Below are 17,049 nucleotides of genomic sequence, written 5' to 3' on the forward strand. Positions count from 1 at the left end.
TGAACCGAATGACTGAGGTGGAGCGCCACAGGTACGACGTGGTCGTGGTCGGCGCCGGAGGCGCGGGGCTGCGGGCCGCTATCGAGGCCCGCGAGCAGGGGATGCGCACCGCGATCATCTGCAAGTCGCTGTTCGGCAAGGCCCACACGGTGATGGCCGAGGGCGGCATCGCCGCCAGCATGGGCAACGTCAACTCCGACGACAACTGGCAGACGCACTTCCGCGACACCATGCGCGGCGGCAAGTTCCTGAACCACTGGCGGATGGCCGAGCTGCACGCCCGGGAGGCCCCGGACCGGGTCTGGGAGCTGGAGACCTGGGGCGCGCTGTTCGACCGCACCAAGGACGGCCGGATCTCCCAGCGCAACTTCGGCGGGCACGAGTACCCGCGGCTGGCGCACGTCGGCGACCGGACCGGCCTGGAGCTGATCCGCACCCTGCAGCAGAAGGTGGTCAGCCTGCAGCAGGAGGACTTCAAGGAGTACGAGGACTACGAGGCCCGGATCAAGGTCTTCCAGGAGTACACCGTCACCCGGGTGCTGAAGGCGGAGGACCGGGTCAGCGGGGTGTTCGGCTACCAGCGGGAGTCCGGGCGGTTCTTCACCATCGAGGCGCCCGCGGTGATCCTGGCCACCGGCGGCATCGGCAAGTCCTTCAAGGTCACCTCCAACTCCTGGGAGTACACCGGCGACGGGCACGCGCTGGCGCTGCTGGCCGGGGCGAACCTGCTGAACATGGAGTTCGTCCAGTTCCACCCGACCGGCATGGTCTGGCCGCCGTCGGTGAAGGGCATCCTGGTCACCGAGTCGGTCCGCGGCGACGGCGGGGTGCTGCGCAACAGCGACGGCAAGCGGTTCATGTTCGACTACATCCCGGACGTGTTCCGGGAGAAGTACGCCGAGACCGAGGCCGAGGGCGACCGCTGGTACGCCGACCAGGCCAACAACCGGCGTCCCCCCGAGCTGCTGCCTCGCGACGAGGTGGCCCGCGCCATCAACTCCGAGGTCAAGGCCGGGCGCGGCACCCCGCACGGCGGGGTCTTCCTGGACGTCTCCACCCGGCTCCCGGCCGAGGAGATCCGGCGCCGGCTGCCGTCGATGCACCACCAGTTCAAGGAGCTGGCGGACGTCGACATCACCGCCGAGCCGATGGAGGTCGGCCCGACCTGCCACTACGTGATGGGCGGGGTCGAGGTCGACCCGGACACCGCGGCGGCGTCGGTGCCCGGCCTGTACGCCGCCGGGGAGGTCGCCGGCGGGATGCACGGCTCCAACCGGCTCGGCGGCAACTCGCTCTCCGACCTGCTGGTCTTCGGCCGCCGGGCCGGGCTGCACGCCGCCCTGTACGCGGCGGCGCTGGCGGTCCGGCCGACCCTGGACGAGGCGCAGATCACCGCGGCGGCGGCGGAGGCGGTCGCGCCGTTCGAGGGCGCCGGCGGCGACGGCGGCCCGGCCGAGAACCCGTACACGCTGCACCAGGAGCTCCAGCAGACCATGAACGACCTGGTCGGCATCATCCGCCGGGAGGGCGAGATGGCCGAGGCGCTGGAGCGGCTCTCCGGGCTGCGGGAGCGGGCCGAACGGGCCGTGGTCGAGGGGCACCGGCAGTTCAACCCGGGCTGGCACCTGGCCCTGGACCTGCGGAACATGCTGCTGGTCTCGGAGTGCGTGGCCCGCGCGGCGCTGGAGCGCACCGAGAGCCGGGGCGGGCACACCCGCGAGGACCACCCGGAGATGGACAGCGGCTGGCGCAAGGTCAACCTGATCTGCTCGCTGGCCGACAAGCCGTCGGCGGAGGGGCAGATCAGTCTGCGGCACAAGGACAACCCGCCGATCCGGGCGGACCTGCTGGGGCTGTTCGAGACCAGCGAGCTGAAGAAGTACCTGACCGAGCCGGAGCTGCCGGTGGCGGACGTCCCCGCGCAGCGCACCACCACCGACGTCCCGGACGGAGCCGAGCAGTGAGCTACCAGGCCAACTTCCGCGTGTGGCGCGGCGACTCCTCGGGCGGCGGGATCGAGGAGTACGAGGTCGAGGTGAACGAGGGCGAGGTTGTGCTCGACATCGTGCACCGGCTGCAGGCGACCCAGGCGCCGGACCTGGCCGTGCGGTGGAACTGCAAGGCCGGGAAGTGCGGGTCGTGCAGCGCCGAGATCAACGGGCGGCCCCGGCTGATGTGCATGACCCGGATGTCGACGCTGTCGCCCGACGAGCCGGTCACCATCACGCCGATGCGCACCTTCCCGGTGCTGCGGGACCTGGTGACCGATGTGTCGTTCAACTACACCAAGGCGCGGGAGGTCCCGTCCTTCATCCCGCCGCAGGGGCTGAAGCCGGGCGAGTACCGGATGCAGCAGGAGGACGTGAACCGGTCGCAGGAGTTCCGGAAGTGCATCGAGTGCTTCCTGTGCCAGAACACCTGCCATGTGGTCCGGGACCACGAGGAGAACAAGCCGGAGTTCTCCGGGCCGCGGTTCCTGATGCGGGTCGCCGAGCTGGACATGCACCCGTTGGACGACGCCGAGGGGACCGGTCTCGACCGGAAGCGGACCGCGCAGGAGGAGCACGGGCTGGGGATGTGCAACATCACCAAGTGCTGCACGGACGTCTGCCCGGAGCACATCAAGATCACCGACAATGCGCTGATTCCGTTGAAGGAACGGGCGGTCGACCGGAAGTACGATCCGCTGGTCTGGCTGGGGTCGAAGATCTCGCGTCGGAGGTAGGCACGGTCTGCGGGGAGCTGCACGACGGCGGGGGTTGCCGTTCGCGCAGTTCCCCGCGCCCCCAGCTGTCTGCAACGGGGCCGATTGCACACGCCGCAGCTACGTCCTCGGCAGTGCCAGTTCGAACCAGACGGTCTTGCCGCTGGGCGTCCGCCGACTGCCCCAGCGGTCGGCGAGCATGCTGACCAGTTGCAGGCCGCGACCGCCCTCGTCGGTGTCCCGGGCACGGCGGCGGCGGGGCTGGGCGTAGCCGTTGTCCCAGACCTCGCAGACCAGCTTGGTGTCCCTGAGCAGCCGCAGCCGGATGTTGCCGCGGCCGTGCCGCAGGGCGTTCGTGGCCAGCTCGCTGACGAGCAGTTCGCAGGTGTCGATCAGGTCGTCCAGGCCCCGGGCCAGCAGCCAGCCGCAGGCGAGTTCGCGGGCGCGGGCGACCGAGGTGGGCTCGGACGGGAGGGTCCAGTCGCCGACCGCGTCCGCGGGCAGCGCGTGCACCCTGGCCATCAGCAGCGCGATGTCGTCCTCGCCGTGGTGCGGGTCGAGGGCGGTCAGCAGGTGGTCGCAGAGGTTCTCCAGCTCGCGCGGCGGCCCGGAGAGGGTCTCCCGCAGCGCGGACAGGCCCTCCTCCAACTGGTGCTTGCGGGACTCGACCAGGCCGTCGGTGTAGAGGCCGAGCAGCGCGCCGTCCGGGATCTCGACGGTGACCTCCTCGAACGGCTCGCCGCCGACGCCCAGCGGCAGCCCCGGCGGGACGTCCAGCATCAGCGCCTCCTCGCCCGGGTTGACCAGCACCGGCGGCAGGTGGCCCGCGTTGGCGAAGGTACATCGCCGGGTGACCGCGTCGTACACGGCGTAGACGCAGGTGGCGAGGTAGAGCTCGACCCGGTCGGAGTCGGCGCTGATGTCGTCCGGGTCGTCGCCGAGGCCCCGGGCGATCTCGTCCAGGGCGGTCAGCACCTCGGCCGGGTCCAGGTCCAGCATCGCCAGGGTGCGGACCGCGGTGCGCAGCTGGCCCATCGCGACAGCGGCGTGCAGGCCGCGGCCCATCACGTCGCCGATGACCAACGCGGTCCGGTTTCCCGGGAGTTGGATGATGTCGAACCAGTCGCCGCCGACCTCGGTGCCGCTGCTGCCGGGGCGGTAGCGGCAGGCGATCTCCAGTCCGGACGCGGCCGGGCTGCCCGGGGGCAGCAGGCTGCGCTGGAGGATCAGCGCCCGCTCGTGCTCGCGCCGGTAGAGCCGGGCGTTGTCGATGCAGACGGCGGCGCGGGCGACCAGCTCGGTGGCGATGGCCACGTCCCTGGCGTCGAACGGCTCGCTGCCCTTGGCCCGGGAGAGCTGGACCAGCCCGAGCACGGTGTCCCTGGCGACCATCGGCACGATCACCGTGCTGGCGATCATCGGGTCCGGGTCGGGGTTGCCGGAGCTGGTCAGGGTGATGCTGCGGCCGGTGCGCAGCGCCTTGGCGTAGAGCGAGTGCGGCGGGTAGCAGAAGTTGCCGCCGATCTCGGCGCGCGGGCCCTGGTGTCCGGCGCCGGGGGTGAGCACCGAGGTGTGCGAGACGGTGCTGGCCGAGGCGACCCGGCGCAGTTCGCCGCCGCCGTCCGCGCGTCCGAGCTGCAGCCCGAGGCCGGGGTCGGTGTCGGCGGCCAGGACGCCCTGGTAGAGGTCGACCGAGGCCACGTCGCAGAAGCCGGGGACGGTGACGTCCAGCAGTTCGCGGGCGGTGGTCTCCAGGTCGAGGGTGGAGCCGATGTGCGCCCCGGCCTCGTTCAGCAGGGCCAGGCTGCGGCGGGCGCTGGCGGCCTCGCGCTCGGCCCGCTGGCGGCCGGTGACGTCGACCACCTGTCCGGCCACGCCCATCGGCCGGTTGTTGCCGCTGAGCAGCCGGTACAGCGAGATCGACCAGCGGCGGCGGCCGGGCTTGGCGGCCACCGCGCCGTTGAAGCGCAGGTCGACGATCGGGTCGCCGGTCTCCATCACGGTCCGCAGCGCCTGCTGCAGCCGGTCCGCCTCGGGCCGGGGCAGCAGGTCGTGCACGGTGACGCCCTGCAGCACGCCGGGGACCATGCCCAGGCCGTCGGCGAAGCTCTCGTTCACCCGCTGGACCGTGAAGTCCTGGTCGAACAGCACAAAGCCGGTCGGAGCCTGACCGAAGACCGCCTCGGAAGCGGCCAGATCGGTCTCGATCCGGCGCAGCTTGCGCAGGTCGACGGCCATGCAGACGACGCCGTTGCGGCCGTCCTCGCCCCGGGCCGGCATCAGGTACAGCTCGGCGACGCTCTCGACGCCGTCGCTGTCCCGGTAGGGGGCGGTGCCGACCCACTCCTGCCCGGCCAGGATCTCGGCCATCCGCTCCCGGCCTCGGCGCCAGAGCTCGCGCGGGGCGAAGGTGGTGACCGGGTCCCGGCCGACCGCCTCTTCGGCCGGGACGCCGAAGAACTCGGCGGCGCGGTCGCTCCACTGGCTGATCAGGCCGTCGGAGTCGATCGAGAAGGAGGCGATCCGTATGTAGTCGTAGATGGAGCCGGGCTCGCCGTGCCCCCAGTTCTCCAGGGCGGTGGGCTCACCTTCCGACGCGGCCGGCGCGGTCGTCGGGGCGGGAGCCATCGGGGCCGCGGGTGCCGCCGGGGCCGCGGGCACGTCCGCGGGACGGGTCTTGTGGTCCATCGCGTCCGATCGGCCCTCGGCGGCGGGGTGCGGAAAAGCACCCCGCGCATGCTCGGTGGACTCTGGGCCCGACCCGCTGCCCAGAGATGCCCTGCGTGTCGGCAACTCGCTCAACTGCCCGACTCCTCCAGCCATCGGAACCTGGGTGTCGCTGGTCCGAGTATTCATCATTCCGGGGCGACCGCACACGCCCCGGCGCCACACAACATCAAATCGAGGTAAGGAATTGCCATATCTGTCCACAGCCAGGGGACAGCGACGGAAACGGAACCCTACGCCTCAGTCGACCGGAACGGGAGGGTCTGCGGGCAGTCCCTGGCGGAACCAGACCACCTTTCCGGCGCCCTCGGCCCTGGTCCCCCAGCTGTCGGCGAGCTGGTGCACCAGCTGCAGCCCGCGTCCGCCTTCGTCGGTGCCCGCCGACTGCCGTTCCAGCGGCGGGTCCGGCAGCGGGTCGGCGACCTCGACCAGCAGGTTGTGCGCGGTCTTCCGCAGCCGCAGCCCGATCGGGGCCTCCGAGTAGCGGACCGCGTTCGTGACCAGCTCGCTGACCAGCAGCTCGGTGGTGTCCAGCAGCGGGCTGAGCTGCCAGCCGACCAGGGTTCCGCGGACCAGCCGCCGGGCCGCGGAGGCGGCGGTGGGCTCGGCCGCCAGGGTCCACGAGGCGGTCTCCCCCGGGGGCAGGCTGTCCTTGCTGCCGAGCCGGGCCAGCAGCAGCGCCACGTCGTCCGGCTCCTGCCCGCGCTCCAGGGTGCCGACCACGCGTTCGCAGGCCTCCTCCACCGTGTCGAACTCCTGGTCGAGGACCGCGCACAGCCGTCGGGTGCCGACGTCGATGTCCTCGGTCCTCGACTCGACCAGGCCGTCGGTGTAGAGCACCAGCAGGGTGCCCTCCGGCACGGTCAGCTCCACCGAGCCGAACGGCACCCCGCCGACGCCCAGCGGCGTGCCCGAGGGCAGGTCCAACTGCCGGGCCGGCTCCCCCGGGACGATCAGCAGCGGCGGGGTGTGCCCGGCCTTCGCCAGCACCAGGCGCCGGGTCCCCGGGTCGTAGACCGCGTAGACGCAGGTGGCGATCAGCGCCTCGTCGGGCCCCTGGGCCAGGTCGTCGGCCAGGTCGTGGACGTGCTGCAGCAGCACGTCCGGCGGCAGCCCGAGCATGGCCAGGGTCCGGACCGCGGTCCGCAGCCGTCCCATCGTCGCCGCCGCGCGCAGGCCGTGCCCCATCACGTCGCCGACCACCAGTGCCACCCGGTCGTCCGGCAGCGGGATCACGTCGAACCAGTCGCCGCCCACCTCGGTCCCGCTGCTGCCGGGGACGTACCGGTAGCCGATCTCCACCCCCGGCGGCTGCGGCACGGTCTGCGGCAGCAGGCTGCGCTGCAGCATCAGCGCGGCGGCCCGCTCACGGGCGTAGAGGCGGGCGTTGTCCAGCGAGGAGCCGGCCCGGTCGGCCAGCTCCCCGGCGAAGGCCACCTCGTCCCGGTCGAAGCCCTCGCGCCGACCGGCCCGGCTCAGCACCATCAGGCCCAGCACGATGCCGCGCGCCCGCAGCGGCACCACCAGCATCGAGTGCACCCCCAGCTCGTACGCGGCCCTGACCCGGGGGTCGTCCTGGCTGGTGGTCTCCTCCAGCAGGGCCGGGGACTCCAGCTGCTCGGTGATGCCGCTGCGCAGCACCCGGGCGAACAGCGAGCCCTCGGTCATGGTGATCCGGGTCCCCGGCATCATCATCGCGTCGGCGCTGGCGCTGGGCTCGATCGCGGCGGTGCCGGTCATCACCAGCGGGGTGAGCCGGGTGTGGGTGTGCCGGGGCAGGTCGTCGCCCTCGGCCACGGCCTGCAGCAGCACCACCCCGGCGTAGTCGGCCAGGGCCGGGACCAGGGCCCCGGCCAGCTCCTGGGCGATCCGTCCGGCGTCCAGCAGATCGCCGATCCGGGTGCCCAGGTCGTTCAGCAGGGCCAGCCTGCGGCGGGCGTGCTCAACCTTGGCGATGGCCCGGTAGCGGTCGGTGACGTCCATGATCATGCCGGTGAGGCCGAGCACCTGCCCGGTGCGGTCGTGCAGCCGGGCGTAGGAGATCGAGCGGAACCCGGCCCGGCGCGGACGGGGCCCGGTGACGGTCACGTCGACCACCGGCTCGCCGGTGGCCAGCACCTGCCGCTGGATCGCGGTCACCTCGTCCGCCGAGCCCTCCGGCAGCACCTCGCCGGTGGTCCGGCCGATGTGGTCGGCGACCGGCAGCCCGTTCATCCGGGCCAGCGTCTCGTTCAGCCGGACGTAGCGCAGCTGCTTGTCCAGCACCGCGATGCCCAGCGGGGATTGTTCGAACAGCGCGTCCTGGACCGCGAGGTCGTGCTCCACGGCGCTCAGCCGGTTCGCGTCCGCGAGCCGGACCAGCAGGTACGACACCCCGTCGCCGTCCACCAGCAGCGACACCCGGGCGTCCAGCACCACCCGGTGCCCGGCCCGGTTGTGCAGCACCACCGGGCCGCGCCAGCCGCCCTCGCGCAGCACCTCGTCGATCACCTCCTGGCCGCGGCCCAGCAGCACCGGGTCGTCGCCGACCAGCACCCCGACATGCCGTCCGACCAGGGACTCGCTCGGCCAGCCGAGGAGCTCCTCGGCGGCGGGGCTCCACATCGCGATGGTGCCGGAGGTGTCCATCATCGCGATGGCGACCCTGACGTCCTCCAGCACGCCGCCGTTGTCACCGCCGTTGGGGCCCTCGGCGAAGAGGCGGGGGGCGGACTGCGAGGGCCTTCGCGGGTCCGCGCGGAGGGAGTCGGTCGGGGAGTCGGCTGGGGGGCCGACCGGGAAGGGCGCGGGGCGGCGGGAGCGGAAGCCGAGGGTGGGGGTCTGCGGCTGGGGGCGGTCGTCCGGGCCGAGGATCGTGCCGGGGCCGGAGCCGGAGCCCGTGCTGGAACCCAAGCCTGAGCCGGAGGCGCGGGCTCGCTCAGCGACGTGCCGCAGCTCGGAGGCGTGCCGGGGTTCCGGCTCGGGGCCGCGGTCGGCGCCCCGGTCCGAGCCGCGGTCCGAGCCACGGCGGAAGTCGGCCGCCTGGCGCAGGGCGCGGGTGCGGCGGCGCATGCCGAAGCGGGGGGCCGCGCCACGACCCGCGGCGGAGGCGTCCTGCGGCTCGGTCCGGTCGCGCGGCTGGGCGACGGCGGCGGTCCCGCGCCTGCGCAGGCGTGCGCGGGCGGCTGCGATGCTGGGCCTGCGGCGTGGCTCCCTCACGTATTTCCTGTCCGGATCGCGGCACGGGCCACCGCTCGGGGAGTGGCCGAATACTGACATACCCGTTCAAAGATGGCTCTACCCCGGCGTACGGGTCAACTTGGGGGTCGCCAAGCGGGTCAACGAACGGGTCGCGGCGCGGGTCAGCACTCGGCAGGTCAGCGCTCGGCGGGGAGGGTGAGCAGCGCCGCGACCGCGGGGAGGGCGAACCGGTCCTGGTCCAGCCAGTCGACGCTGTCCAGCTCGGCGGCGGTGAGCCAGCGCAGCTCGGAGTGGTCCTGCAACGCGGCCGGGGTGCCGGACAACAGCTCGGCGGTCCAGATCTGCAGCTCCAGGTCGGCCCGGACCGGCCAGGCGCCGGGGATCCGGGCCAGCGCCCGCGCCTCCACGCCCAGTTCCTCGCGCAGCTCCCGGACCAGCGCCTGCGCGGCGGTCTCGCCCTGCTCCAGCTTGCCGCCGGGGAACTCCCAGCGGCCCGCCGTCTCCGCCGGCGCGCTGCGGCGGGCCGCCAGCACCCGGCCGTCCGCGAGCAGGGCGGCGCCGACGACGATCCGCCGGGCAGTGGTGTCGCTGTGCGTCATGGGACGAGCCTAGGGGGCGTTCCGGCGGGGCCGGGCCATGGCCGATAATTACCGGACCCGCCTCCGTGGGGGATGAAGGCGGGTCCGGGGTCCGTGGGTACTGCGGCGGTGCGGGCGCTGCGGTCGTACGGCGGTGCGGCGCCGCGTCCGTGCGCTCGACTCACTGCACGGACGGCATCCCCAGCAGCACTGGTTCCGTGGCCGCCGCGCCACGGGTGCAGGCGTCGTGGCAGTCGGCGTCCAGGCTGCAGCAGAGCGAGCAGATCGTACCGCTGTGGAACGGGCAGTCGGCCGTGTCCGGGGTCTCGTACGCGCCGTCGCAGACCACGCAGGTCAGCGTGCTGATCTCGGCGCCGGGCTCGACGCTGCCCGCGGCGGCGAGGGCGTCCGGGTTGGGCCGGGCCACGTAGTAGCGGCCCCGGGTGGCCCAGGCGATCAGCGGGCTGCAGACCACGGCCAGGGCGAGCGCGATGAACGGCGAGAACGCCTTGGCGTAGTCGCCGAAGAAGCCGTAGAAGGCGAAGATCGAGACCCCCGCCGCGACGCACATCGCGCCGAAGCCGACCGGGTTGACCGGGTGCAGGTAGGCCCGCTTGAACTCGATGTACTTCGGGCTGAGCCCGAGCGGCTTGTTGATCACCAGATCCGCGGTGACCGCGCCGATCCAGGCGATGGCGACGTTGGAGTAGAAGCCGAGCAGCGAGTTCAGCGCGCTGAACATGTTGAGTTCCATCAGCAGCAGCGAGATCCCGCAGTTGAGGAAGATGTACCAGACCCGGCCCGGGTGACGGTGCGTCAACCGGGAGAAGAAGTTCGACCAGGAGAGCGAGCCCGAGTAGGCGTTGGTCGAATTGATCTTCACCTGGGAGACCACGACGAACAGCCCGGCCAGCGGCAGCGCCGCCGCGCCGAACCAGGGCCGCAGCGACTCCACGTACGGGGCGATCGGCTCCAGCGCCTTGGCGTTGCCGACCACGCCCAGCGCGCTGAACGCCAGCAGCGCGCCGCCGAGCTGTTTGGCTGCGCCGATCACCACCCAGCCGGGCCCGGCCGCGAGCACCGCGAAGTTCCAGCGGCGGGCGTTGCCCGGCGTCTTCTGCGGCATGAAGCGCAGGTAGTCGGCCTGCTCGCCGATCTGCGCGATCAGGCTCAGCGCGATGCCGGTGCCCAGTCCGAAGCCCATGACAGTGAAGCCGGAGCCGACCCCGTGCGTCCCGCCGAAGTGCGTGAACGCCGAGAAGGTGTGCGGGCTGTGGACCGCCAGGACGACGAACGGGACGATCAGCCCGAGGATCCACAGCGGCTGGGTCCAGGCCTGCATCCGGGCGATCCAGGCCATCCCCTTGAACACGATCGGGATCACGATCAGCGTGGTGAGCAGGTACCCGATCGGGGTGGGGAGGTGCAGCACCTGGTGGAACGCCTGCGCCATGATCGAGCCTTCGAGCGCGAAGAAGATGAAGGTGAAACTGGCGTAGACGAGCGAGGTGAGGGTGCTGCCGAAGTAGCCGAAGCCGGAGCCCCGGGTCAGCAGGTCCATGTCGACGCCGTTGGCGGCGCAGGCGCGGGCGATCGGGATGCCGGTGAGGAAGATGACCACGGCCGCGGCCAGGATCGCCGCCAGTGCGTTGGTGAAGCCGTAGGACATCACGATCCCGGCCCCGATCGCGTAGTCCGCGAGGTAGGCGATCCCGCCGAGGGCGGTGGTCGCCACCGCGAACGGGGACCAGCGGCGGAACGAGTGCGGCGCGTAGCGCAGCGAGTAGTCCTCCAGCGACTCGTCGGCCGCGGACTTGGCGTAGGAGCGGTGCGCTTTCGGCGCCTCCGGCTGCTCCGGCTGCTCCGGCTGCTCCGGCTGCTCCGGCTGCTCGGTGGCGGGTGCTGCTGCGGTATCGGTCATCGCGGGCTCCCTGGGGACGGCGAGGCGTGGCCGACACGCTAGGCACGCCGTGTAAAGCGCGGCGTACACCGGGCGTTTCCATCGGGTGACATGATCCGGTCACCGATGTCCGGGAGTCCGTTGAGCTGTCCGCGTAGAACCGCGCACGGATGGCCGGATTCTGAGCCAATGGAAGCAGCGGCGCGCGCACAGACGAGGAGACCACCGTGGCCCAGCCCGAGCCCCTACCCCAGCCCATGCCACAACCCCTGCCTCGGCCCGAGGCCCCGCTCCCCGTCCCGATGCCCTCGGCCGACCAGGTGGACCTGCGTCCGCCGGACCGGGCCGAGGCCGTGCTGATCGTGCGCGGTCTCAAGGGCGCGGGCGCGGGGCCGAACGGGCTGACCGAGCTCCAGAAGCTGCTGATCCGGGCCATCTCCCGGTCCATGACCGGCTTCGAGGTGGACCCGGACGGGGTCGAGCCGCTCGGCCCCGAGCAGCTCGCCCGCGGGCTGGCCCGGCGCAACGAGGTGTTCCGGACCAGGATCCTGCAGCTGATGCTGATCAACGAGCTGGTGCTGTCGCCGCCCCCGCCGGAGGTCGCCGCGGCCGTCGGGCGCTACGCGGAGGCGCTCGGCGTGGACGACGGCATGCGTGAGATCGCCAAGGACTTCGCCGAGGGCGCGCTCGGCCTCGCCCTCACCGACTTCGACCGCAGCGGCTACACCGCCGAGTGGGACGGCGGCCGGCACGCCCAGCTGCACGCCAGGGTCGCGCTGACCGAGCCGTGGCAGCAGGTCGTCGACGACCCGGACCTCGCCGCGCGCTGGGCCGACCTCGCGCACTGCCCGCCCGGCTCGCTCGGCCTCGGCGTCCACCGCTTCTACCAGGCCAGGGGGTTCGTCCACCCGGGCCTGCCGGACAGTGCGCCGCCGTACCTGGCCCAGCACGACTGGGTGCACGTCCTGGCCGACTACGGCACCACGCTGGAGGCCGAGTTGGAGGTGTTCGGGCTGATCGGGCGGGGCATCCCGGACCCGCGTGGCTTCTCGCTGCTGGCGATGGTGCTCGGGCTGTTCGAGACCGGCCTGCTGGAGCGCGCAGCGGGACTGTTCCAGGCCGACGCCGGCCACCTCTCCGGCGAGGGGGTGGCGCTGCGGCTCGGCGACGCGATGCGCCGCGGCGCGGTGACCGGGACCGACCTGCTCGCGGTCGACTGGTTCGCGCTCGCCGAGCTGCCGGTCGACACCGTCCGCGAGCAGCTCCGACTGCCCGCCAAGGACCCGCTCGCCGTCCGCGCGGGCTCGGTCGGACCGTGGTCCCGCGGCGGCATCTCCCCATACCAGCGGGGCTCGGGGATGCGCCTGGCCAGCGCCGAGGGGCGCCGCTACGACTCCTTCGGGGCGGAGGTGTAGCCGCAGGTCCGCCCCGGGGCGGGGGCTGGGGCGAGCTGGTGGGGCGGAGGTCGCGGCGGGGCCCCGGCGGGCGCCGGAAATCCGGTGTCGGCCGATGCGTCGCGGCGGTTACTGTTCCCGGCACAGGGACGGACGGAGACGTCGTCCGACGGGTTCAGCGGGAAGGTTGTGGCGATCCATGGCAGCGGTGGTGGCGGCGAAGACCCTGGCGGAGGACCTCGTGTCGGCCGCGATGGGCCGATGCCTGCCCGCGGCGCTGTCCGGCCGCGACCCGCTGGTCCGGTCGTCCGAGCACGCCGACTTCCAGTCGAACATCGCGCTGTCGCTGGCCCGGTCGGCCGGAACGACCCCGCAGGAGCTGGCGCGGACGCTGCAGCAGGAGCTGGACGCGGGCCCGTTGACGGCGGCCAGGTCCGGGCCCGGTTTCCTGAACCTGACCCTGGCCGACAGCGCGCTGTGGGGCCTGGTCGCCGCCCGGCTGGCGGACCCGCGGCTGGGCGTGGGCGCCCCGCAGGCCGGGATCCGGACGGTGGTCGACTACTCGGGGCCGAACATCGCCAAGGAGATGCACGTCGGGCACCTGCCCAGCACGGTGATCGGCGACTGCCTGGCCCGGGTGCTGGGATTCCTCGGCGGCGAGGTGCTGCGGCAGAACCATCTCGGCGACTGGGGAACCTCGTTCGGCATGCTGATCCAGTACCTGGACGAGCACCCGGAAGCACCCTGGCGGAGCCGGGACGACGCGGTCGGGGGCTTCTGCGCGGGCGACGGCGACATGAGCGCGGCCGAACGCGACGTGAGCGAGCGGATCTCGGCGCTGGACCAGCTGTACCGGGCCGCTCGGGCCGAGTTCGAGGCCGACGCCGGGTTCGTGCAGCGGTCCCGGCTGCGGGTGGTGGCGCTGCAGTCCGGCGACGAGCCCACCCTCGCCGTGTGGCGGGAGCTGGTCGCGGTGTCCACGGCGGCGTTCCAGCAGATCTACGACCGGCTCGGGGTGCTGCTCACCCCGCGGGACGCGGCGCCCGAGTCGACGTACAACCCGGTCCTGGGCCGGATCGTCGAGGAACTGGCGGCAGCGGGCCTCGCGGTGGAGAGCGAGGGCGCGCTGTGCGTGTTCTCGGACGACACCACCGGGCCGGACGGGCAGCCGGTGGCCCTGATCGTCCGCAAGCAGGACGGCGGCTACGGCTACGCGGCCACCGACCTGGCGACGCTGCGGCACCGGGTCGAGGCCCTCGCCGCAGACCGGATCCTCTACGTGGTCGACGCACGGCAGGCGCTGCACTTCCGGATGGTGTTCTCCGCCGCCCGGCGGGCCGGGTGGCTGCCGGACCGGGTGCACCCGGCACATGTGCCGTTCGGCATGGTGCTGGGGCCGGGCGGACGGCCGTTCAAGACCCGGTCCGGCACGACCGTGGCACTGTCGGAACTGCTGGACGCGGCCGTGGACGGAGCGCGGGCGGCGATCACCGACAAGCCGCACGGGCTGCCGCCGGCCGAGCTGGAACGGGTGGTCGCGGCGGCGGGGATCGGCGCGGTCAAGTACGCCCAGCTGTCGACCTCGCGGGGGAAGAACTCGGTCTTCGACATCGAGCAGATGGTCTCGCTGCACGGTGACACCGGCGTCTACCTGCAGTACGCGCACGCCCGGATCCACAGCATCCTGGCCAAGGCCGCCAAGGCCGCGGCGGAACGGCCCGAGGAGCCGGAGAGCCACGAGGGGCCTGACCGTTCGCTCGACACCGCCCTGCCATTGCACCCGGCCGAGCGGGCCCTGATCCTGCTGCTGGACGGCTTCGCCGAGGTCCTCGGCGAGGTCGCCACGGAGCTGGAACCGCACCGGCTCTGCGGCTACCTGTTCACCCTGGCCAAGGCGTTCACCGACTTCTACGGCGCCTGCCCGGTCCTGAAGGCAGCCTCACCGCAGTCCCGCGACAACCGGCTGGCCCTGTGCCAACTCACCGGAAAAACCCTCGCCCAGGGCCTCGACCTCCTCGGAATCCAGACCCCGCAACGGATGTGACCCCACCTCAGAAGTTCGAGCCTCGGCCGACGGCGAACTCGCCCTGGTGGCATCGGTCCTCGCCGGCCCAGGCCCGGTGATCGAGCCGTACGACGGCGATGTTCACCGCCCGGCCGTTTGCCGCTCACGCGGTTGCGCGGAGGCCATCGTCCGGGGCTCCTACCGTGGGGGCGACGCTTCAGCCGGGCGGTCTCTCCCCGGAGATCTCCGCCCCTCGACGCGCCGACAAGCGCCTCTTCGGCCACTGCGCCGACGTGCGGGAACGCCCGCTGCGGCGCCAGTGATCACCGGCAGCGCTTGTGTACACATGGAACACTCAGTACGCTTGAGCGCATGACGCAGCCACTACCCATAGAGTCCATCCGCGACGTGCGCGCGCACCTGGCGGAGGTCGTGGAGCGCGCGGACCGCGACGATGTGCCCACAGTGATCACGCGCCGAGGCAGGGAAGTCGCCGCGGTCGTCTCCATCGAGGTGCTGCGCAAGTACCAGGAGTGGGAGGAGCGCGAGATCAACCGGATCATCGACGAGCGCATGGCCAACCCCGCACCCGGCATCCCGATCGAGGACATCATGAGGGAGACGCTGGCGCGCAGTGAGTGAGTACCGAACCGTCTTCCGCCCCGAAGCGCAGGCCGAGCTTCGGAAGATCCCCCGTGGTATGGCGCTGCGCATCCTGGCCAAGCTGACCGAGCTGGAAAGCGATCCACTCGGCTTCAACACCACCGCACTCGTATCCCAGCCAGACCGCCGGCGGCTGCGGGTCGGCGACTACCGCGTTGTTTACACGATCGACAACGGAGAACTGGTGGTCTGGGTCGTTCACGTGGGACACCGGTCCGCCGTTTACGACACCTGACTGTTGTCGATCCGGCGGATCAGAGCTTCAGCAACGCGGCATGTTCGGAATCGCCTGCGATGACGCGCTTGAACGAGTCCCCGCTTCTCAGGAGGCCACCGAGGCGGAACTGGTCCGGGCGCGTGTGCATGTCAGCTCCACGCGCCTCCAGGTCAAGGTTCGGCCGCACCAGCGGACGTTCGCGAACGCTGGCGAGGAACGGATCGTCCGCCGGGGCCTCCCACGCCTCGACGGAGACCCGATGGACGTCGACCTCACGACGCAGGCGCTGTGACGCCTCCTCGGCAAGGTCGAAGAGCGCGTCGGCATCGGGGGCACCCACGACGAGGACGTCCACACCAGCAGGCGGCAGCCCCGGCTCACCGTTGTACCGAGCGGCCCACGAGCCGTACAGGAGCACCAACGCGAGGAACTCCCCTGCATGCGGGACCGGAGGATGGGGAGCAGGCTCGGCGGTGCTTTCATTGGACGCTGGATGTCCAGCGTCCAATGAAAGCAACATTCCGCATTCGCACATTCGCACATTAGCTCGATGCGACTACACGTTGAAGCGGAACTCCACCACGTCGCCGTCCTGCATGATGTATTCCTTGCCCTCGATGCGGGCCTTGCCCTTGGCGCGGGCTTCGGGAATGGAGCCGCAGGCGACCAGGTCGTCGAAGGAGACGATCTCGGCCTTGATGAAGCCCTTCTGGAAGTCGGTGTGGATCACGCCTGCGGCCTCGGGGGCGGTGGCGCCCTTCTTGATGGTCCAGGCGCGGACCTCCTTCGGGCCGGCCGTGAGGTAGGTCTGCAGGCCGAGGGTCTCGAAGCCGACGCGGCCGAGGGTGGACATGCCGGCCTCCTCCTGGCCCATCGACTGGAGCAGCTCCAGGGCCTCGTCCTCGTCCATGCCGATCAGCTCGGACTCGATCTTGGCGTTGAGGAAGATGGCTTCGGCCGGGGCGACCAGGTCGCGCTGGGCCTGCTTGAAGTCGTCGTCGGTCAGCTCGTCCTCGTCCACGTTGAAGACGTAGAGGAAGGGCTTGACGGTGAGCAGGTGCAGCTCGCGGACGGAATCCTTGTCGAAGCCGGTCTCGAAGAGGGTCTTGCCGGACTCCAGGATCTTCTGGGCGGCCTCGGCGGCGGCCAGCAGGACCGCGGACTCCTTCTTGAGGCGCGACTCCTTCTGCAGCCGGGGGATGACCTTCTCGATCGACTGGAGGTCGGCGAGGATCAGCTCGGTGTTGATGGTCTCGATGTCGTCCTTGGGCGAGACCTTGCCGTCCACGTGGACCACGTCCGGGTCCTCGAAGGCCCGGATGACCTGGCAGATCGCGTCGGACTCGCGGATGTTGGCGAGGAACTTGTTGCCCAGGCCCTCGCCGACGCTCGCGCCGCGGACGATGCCGGCGATGTCCACGAAGTCCACCGTGGCCGGGAGCACCCGCTGCGAGTCGAAGATCTTCGCCAGGACGGCCAGCCGCGGGTCAGGGACGCCGACCACACCGACGTTGGGCTCGATCGTCGCGAACGGGTAGTTGGCCGCCAGCACGTCGTTCTTGGTCAGGGCGTTGAAGAGCGTGGACTTGCCGACGTTCGGCAGGCCGACGATTCCGATGGAGAGCGACATGTGGCGAGATCCTGGTGGAGGAGGCGGCCCGGGAGCCGGGAACGTCCGGAG

General features: G+C 71.8%; 12 protein-coding genes. 6 read left to right on the top strand and 6 right to left on the bottom strand.

Annotated features, from left to right (window positions below; translation table 11 throughout):
* Window positions 1-8: 8 nt before the first annotated feature.
* On the top strand, window positions 9-1,964 hold the full coding sequence (locus ACEZDE_RS12440) for a fumarate reductase/succinate dehydrogenase flavoprotein subunit (RefSeq protein ID WP_380535569.1): 1,956 nt from the start codon (window positions 9-11) through the stop codon (window positions 1,962-1,964).
* A complete protein-coding gene (locus ACEZDE_RS12445) occupies window positions 1,961-2,725 on the top strand; it encodes a succinate dehydrogenase/fumarate reductase iron-sulfur subunit (protein WP_380535570.1) in 765 nt (254 codons plus the stop codon). The genes ACEZDE_RS12440 and ACEZDE_RS12445 overlap by 4 nt, the downstream gene beginning before the upstream one ends.
* 99 nt (window positions 2,726-2,824) lie before the next feature.
* Here the strand turns inward: ACEZDE_RS12445 and ACEZDE_RS12450 are convergent, their stop codons facing one another.
* The 4 genes from ACEZDE_RS12450 to ACEZDE_RS12465 form a co-directional block, all read right to left on the bottom strand.
* Window positions 2,825-5,392: a SpoIIE family protein phosphatase gene (locus ACEZDE_RS12450; protein WP_380535572.1), complete on the bottom strand. Its 2,568-nt coding sequence runs from the start codon at window positions 5,390-5,392 to the stop codon at window positions 2,825-2,827.
* Window positions 5,393-5,671: 279 nt separating this feature from the next.
* Complete coding sequence (locus tag ACEZDE_RS12455) at window positions 5,672-8,629, bottom strand: SpoIIE family protein phosphatase (protein ID WP_380535573.1); 2,958 nt, start codon at window positions 8,627-8,629, stop codon at window positions 5,672-5,674.
* A gap of 158 nt (window positions 8,630-8,787) precedes the next feature.
* Window positions 8,788-9,210 (bottom strand): (deoxy)nucleoside triphosphate pyrophosphohydrolase, encoded by a 423-nt coding sequence (locus ACEZDE_RS12460; protein ID WP_380535575.1) that lies wholly within the window; start codon window positions 9,208-9,210, stop codon window positions 8,788-8,790.
* Window positions 9,211-9,370: 160 nt separating this feature from the next.
* On the bottom strand, window positions 9,371-11,110 hold the full coding sequence (locus tag ACEZDE_RS12465; RefSeq protein ID WP_380535577.1) for a purine-cytosine permease family protein: 1,740 nt from the start codon (window positions 11,108-11,110) through the stop codon (window positions 9,371-9,373).
* Between the two features lie 236 nt (window positions 11,111-11,346).
* Between ACEZDE_RS12465 and ACEZDE_RS12470 the strand changes: the two genes are divergently transcribed.
* The 4 genes from ACEZDE_RS12470 (at window position 11,347) to ACEZDE_RS12485 (ending at window position 15,386) form a co-directional block, all read left to right on the top strand.
* Window positions 11,347-12,504, top strand: a complete 1,158-nt coding sequence (locus ACEZDE_RS12470) for a hypothetical protein (RefSeq protein ID WP_380535580.1) — start codon at window positions 11,347-11,349, stop codon at window positions 12,502-12,504.
* Between the two features lie 178 nt (window positions 12,505-12,682).
* Window positions 12,683-14,527: an arginine--tRNA ligase gene (argS, locus tag ACEZDE_RS12475; RefSeq protein WP_380535582.1), complete on the top strand. Its 1,845-nt coding sequence runs from the start codon at window positions 12,683-12,685 to the stop codon at window positions 14,525-14,527.
* A 333-nt stretch (window positions 14,528-14,860) separates the two neighbouring features.
* Entirely contained in the window at window positions 14,861-15,130 is a 270-nt protein-coding gene (locus ACEZDE_RS12480) for a type II toxin-antitoxin system Phd/YefM family antitoxin (RefSeq protein ID WP_329583153.1), read from the top strand.
* Entirely contained in the window at window positions 15,123-15,386 is a 264-nt protein-coding gene (locus tag ACEZDE_RS12485) for a type II toxin-antitoxin system RelE family toxin (protein ID WP_380535584.1), read from the top strand. The genes ACEZDE_RS12480 and ACEZDE_RS12485 overlap by 8 nt, the downstream gene beginning before the upstream one ends.
* Window positions 15,387-15,405: 19 nt before the next feature.
* On the opposite strand, the gene ACEZDE_RS12490 is transcribed toward ACEZDE_RS12485, so the two are convergent.
* Both ACEZDE_RS12490 and ychF read right to left on the bottom strand, forming a co-directional pair.
* Window positions 15,406-15,723 (bottom strand): hypothetical protein, encoded by a 318-nt coding sequence (locus ACEZDE_RS12490; protein ID WP_380535587.1) that lies wholly within the window; start codon window positions 15,721-15,723, stop codon window positions 15,406-15,408.
* A 201-nt stretch (window positions 15,724-15,924) separates the two neighbouring features.
* On the bottom strand, window positions 15,925-16,998 hold the full coding sequence (gene ychF, locus ACEZDE_RS12495) for a redox-regulated ATPase YchF (protein WP_380535588.1): 1,074 nt from the start codon (window positions 16,996-16,998) through the stop codon (window positions 15,925-15,927).
* Window positions 16,999-17,049: the final 51 nt, after the last annotated feature.

Origin of the sequence: Streptacidiphilus cavernicola, assembly GCF_042510955.1 — a bacterium.
GTDB classification, from domain to species: Bacteria; Actinomycetota; Actinomycetes; order Streptomycetales; family Streptomycetaceae; genus Streptacidiphilus; species Streptacidiphilus cavernicola.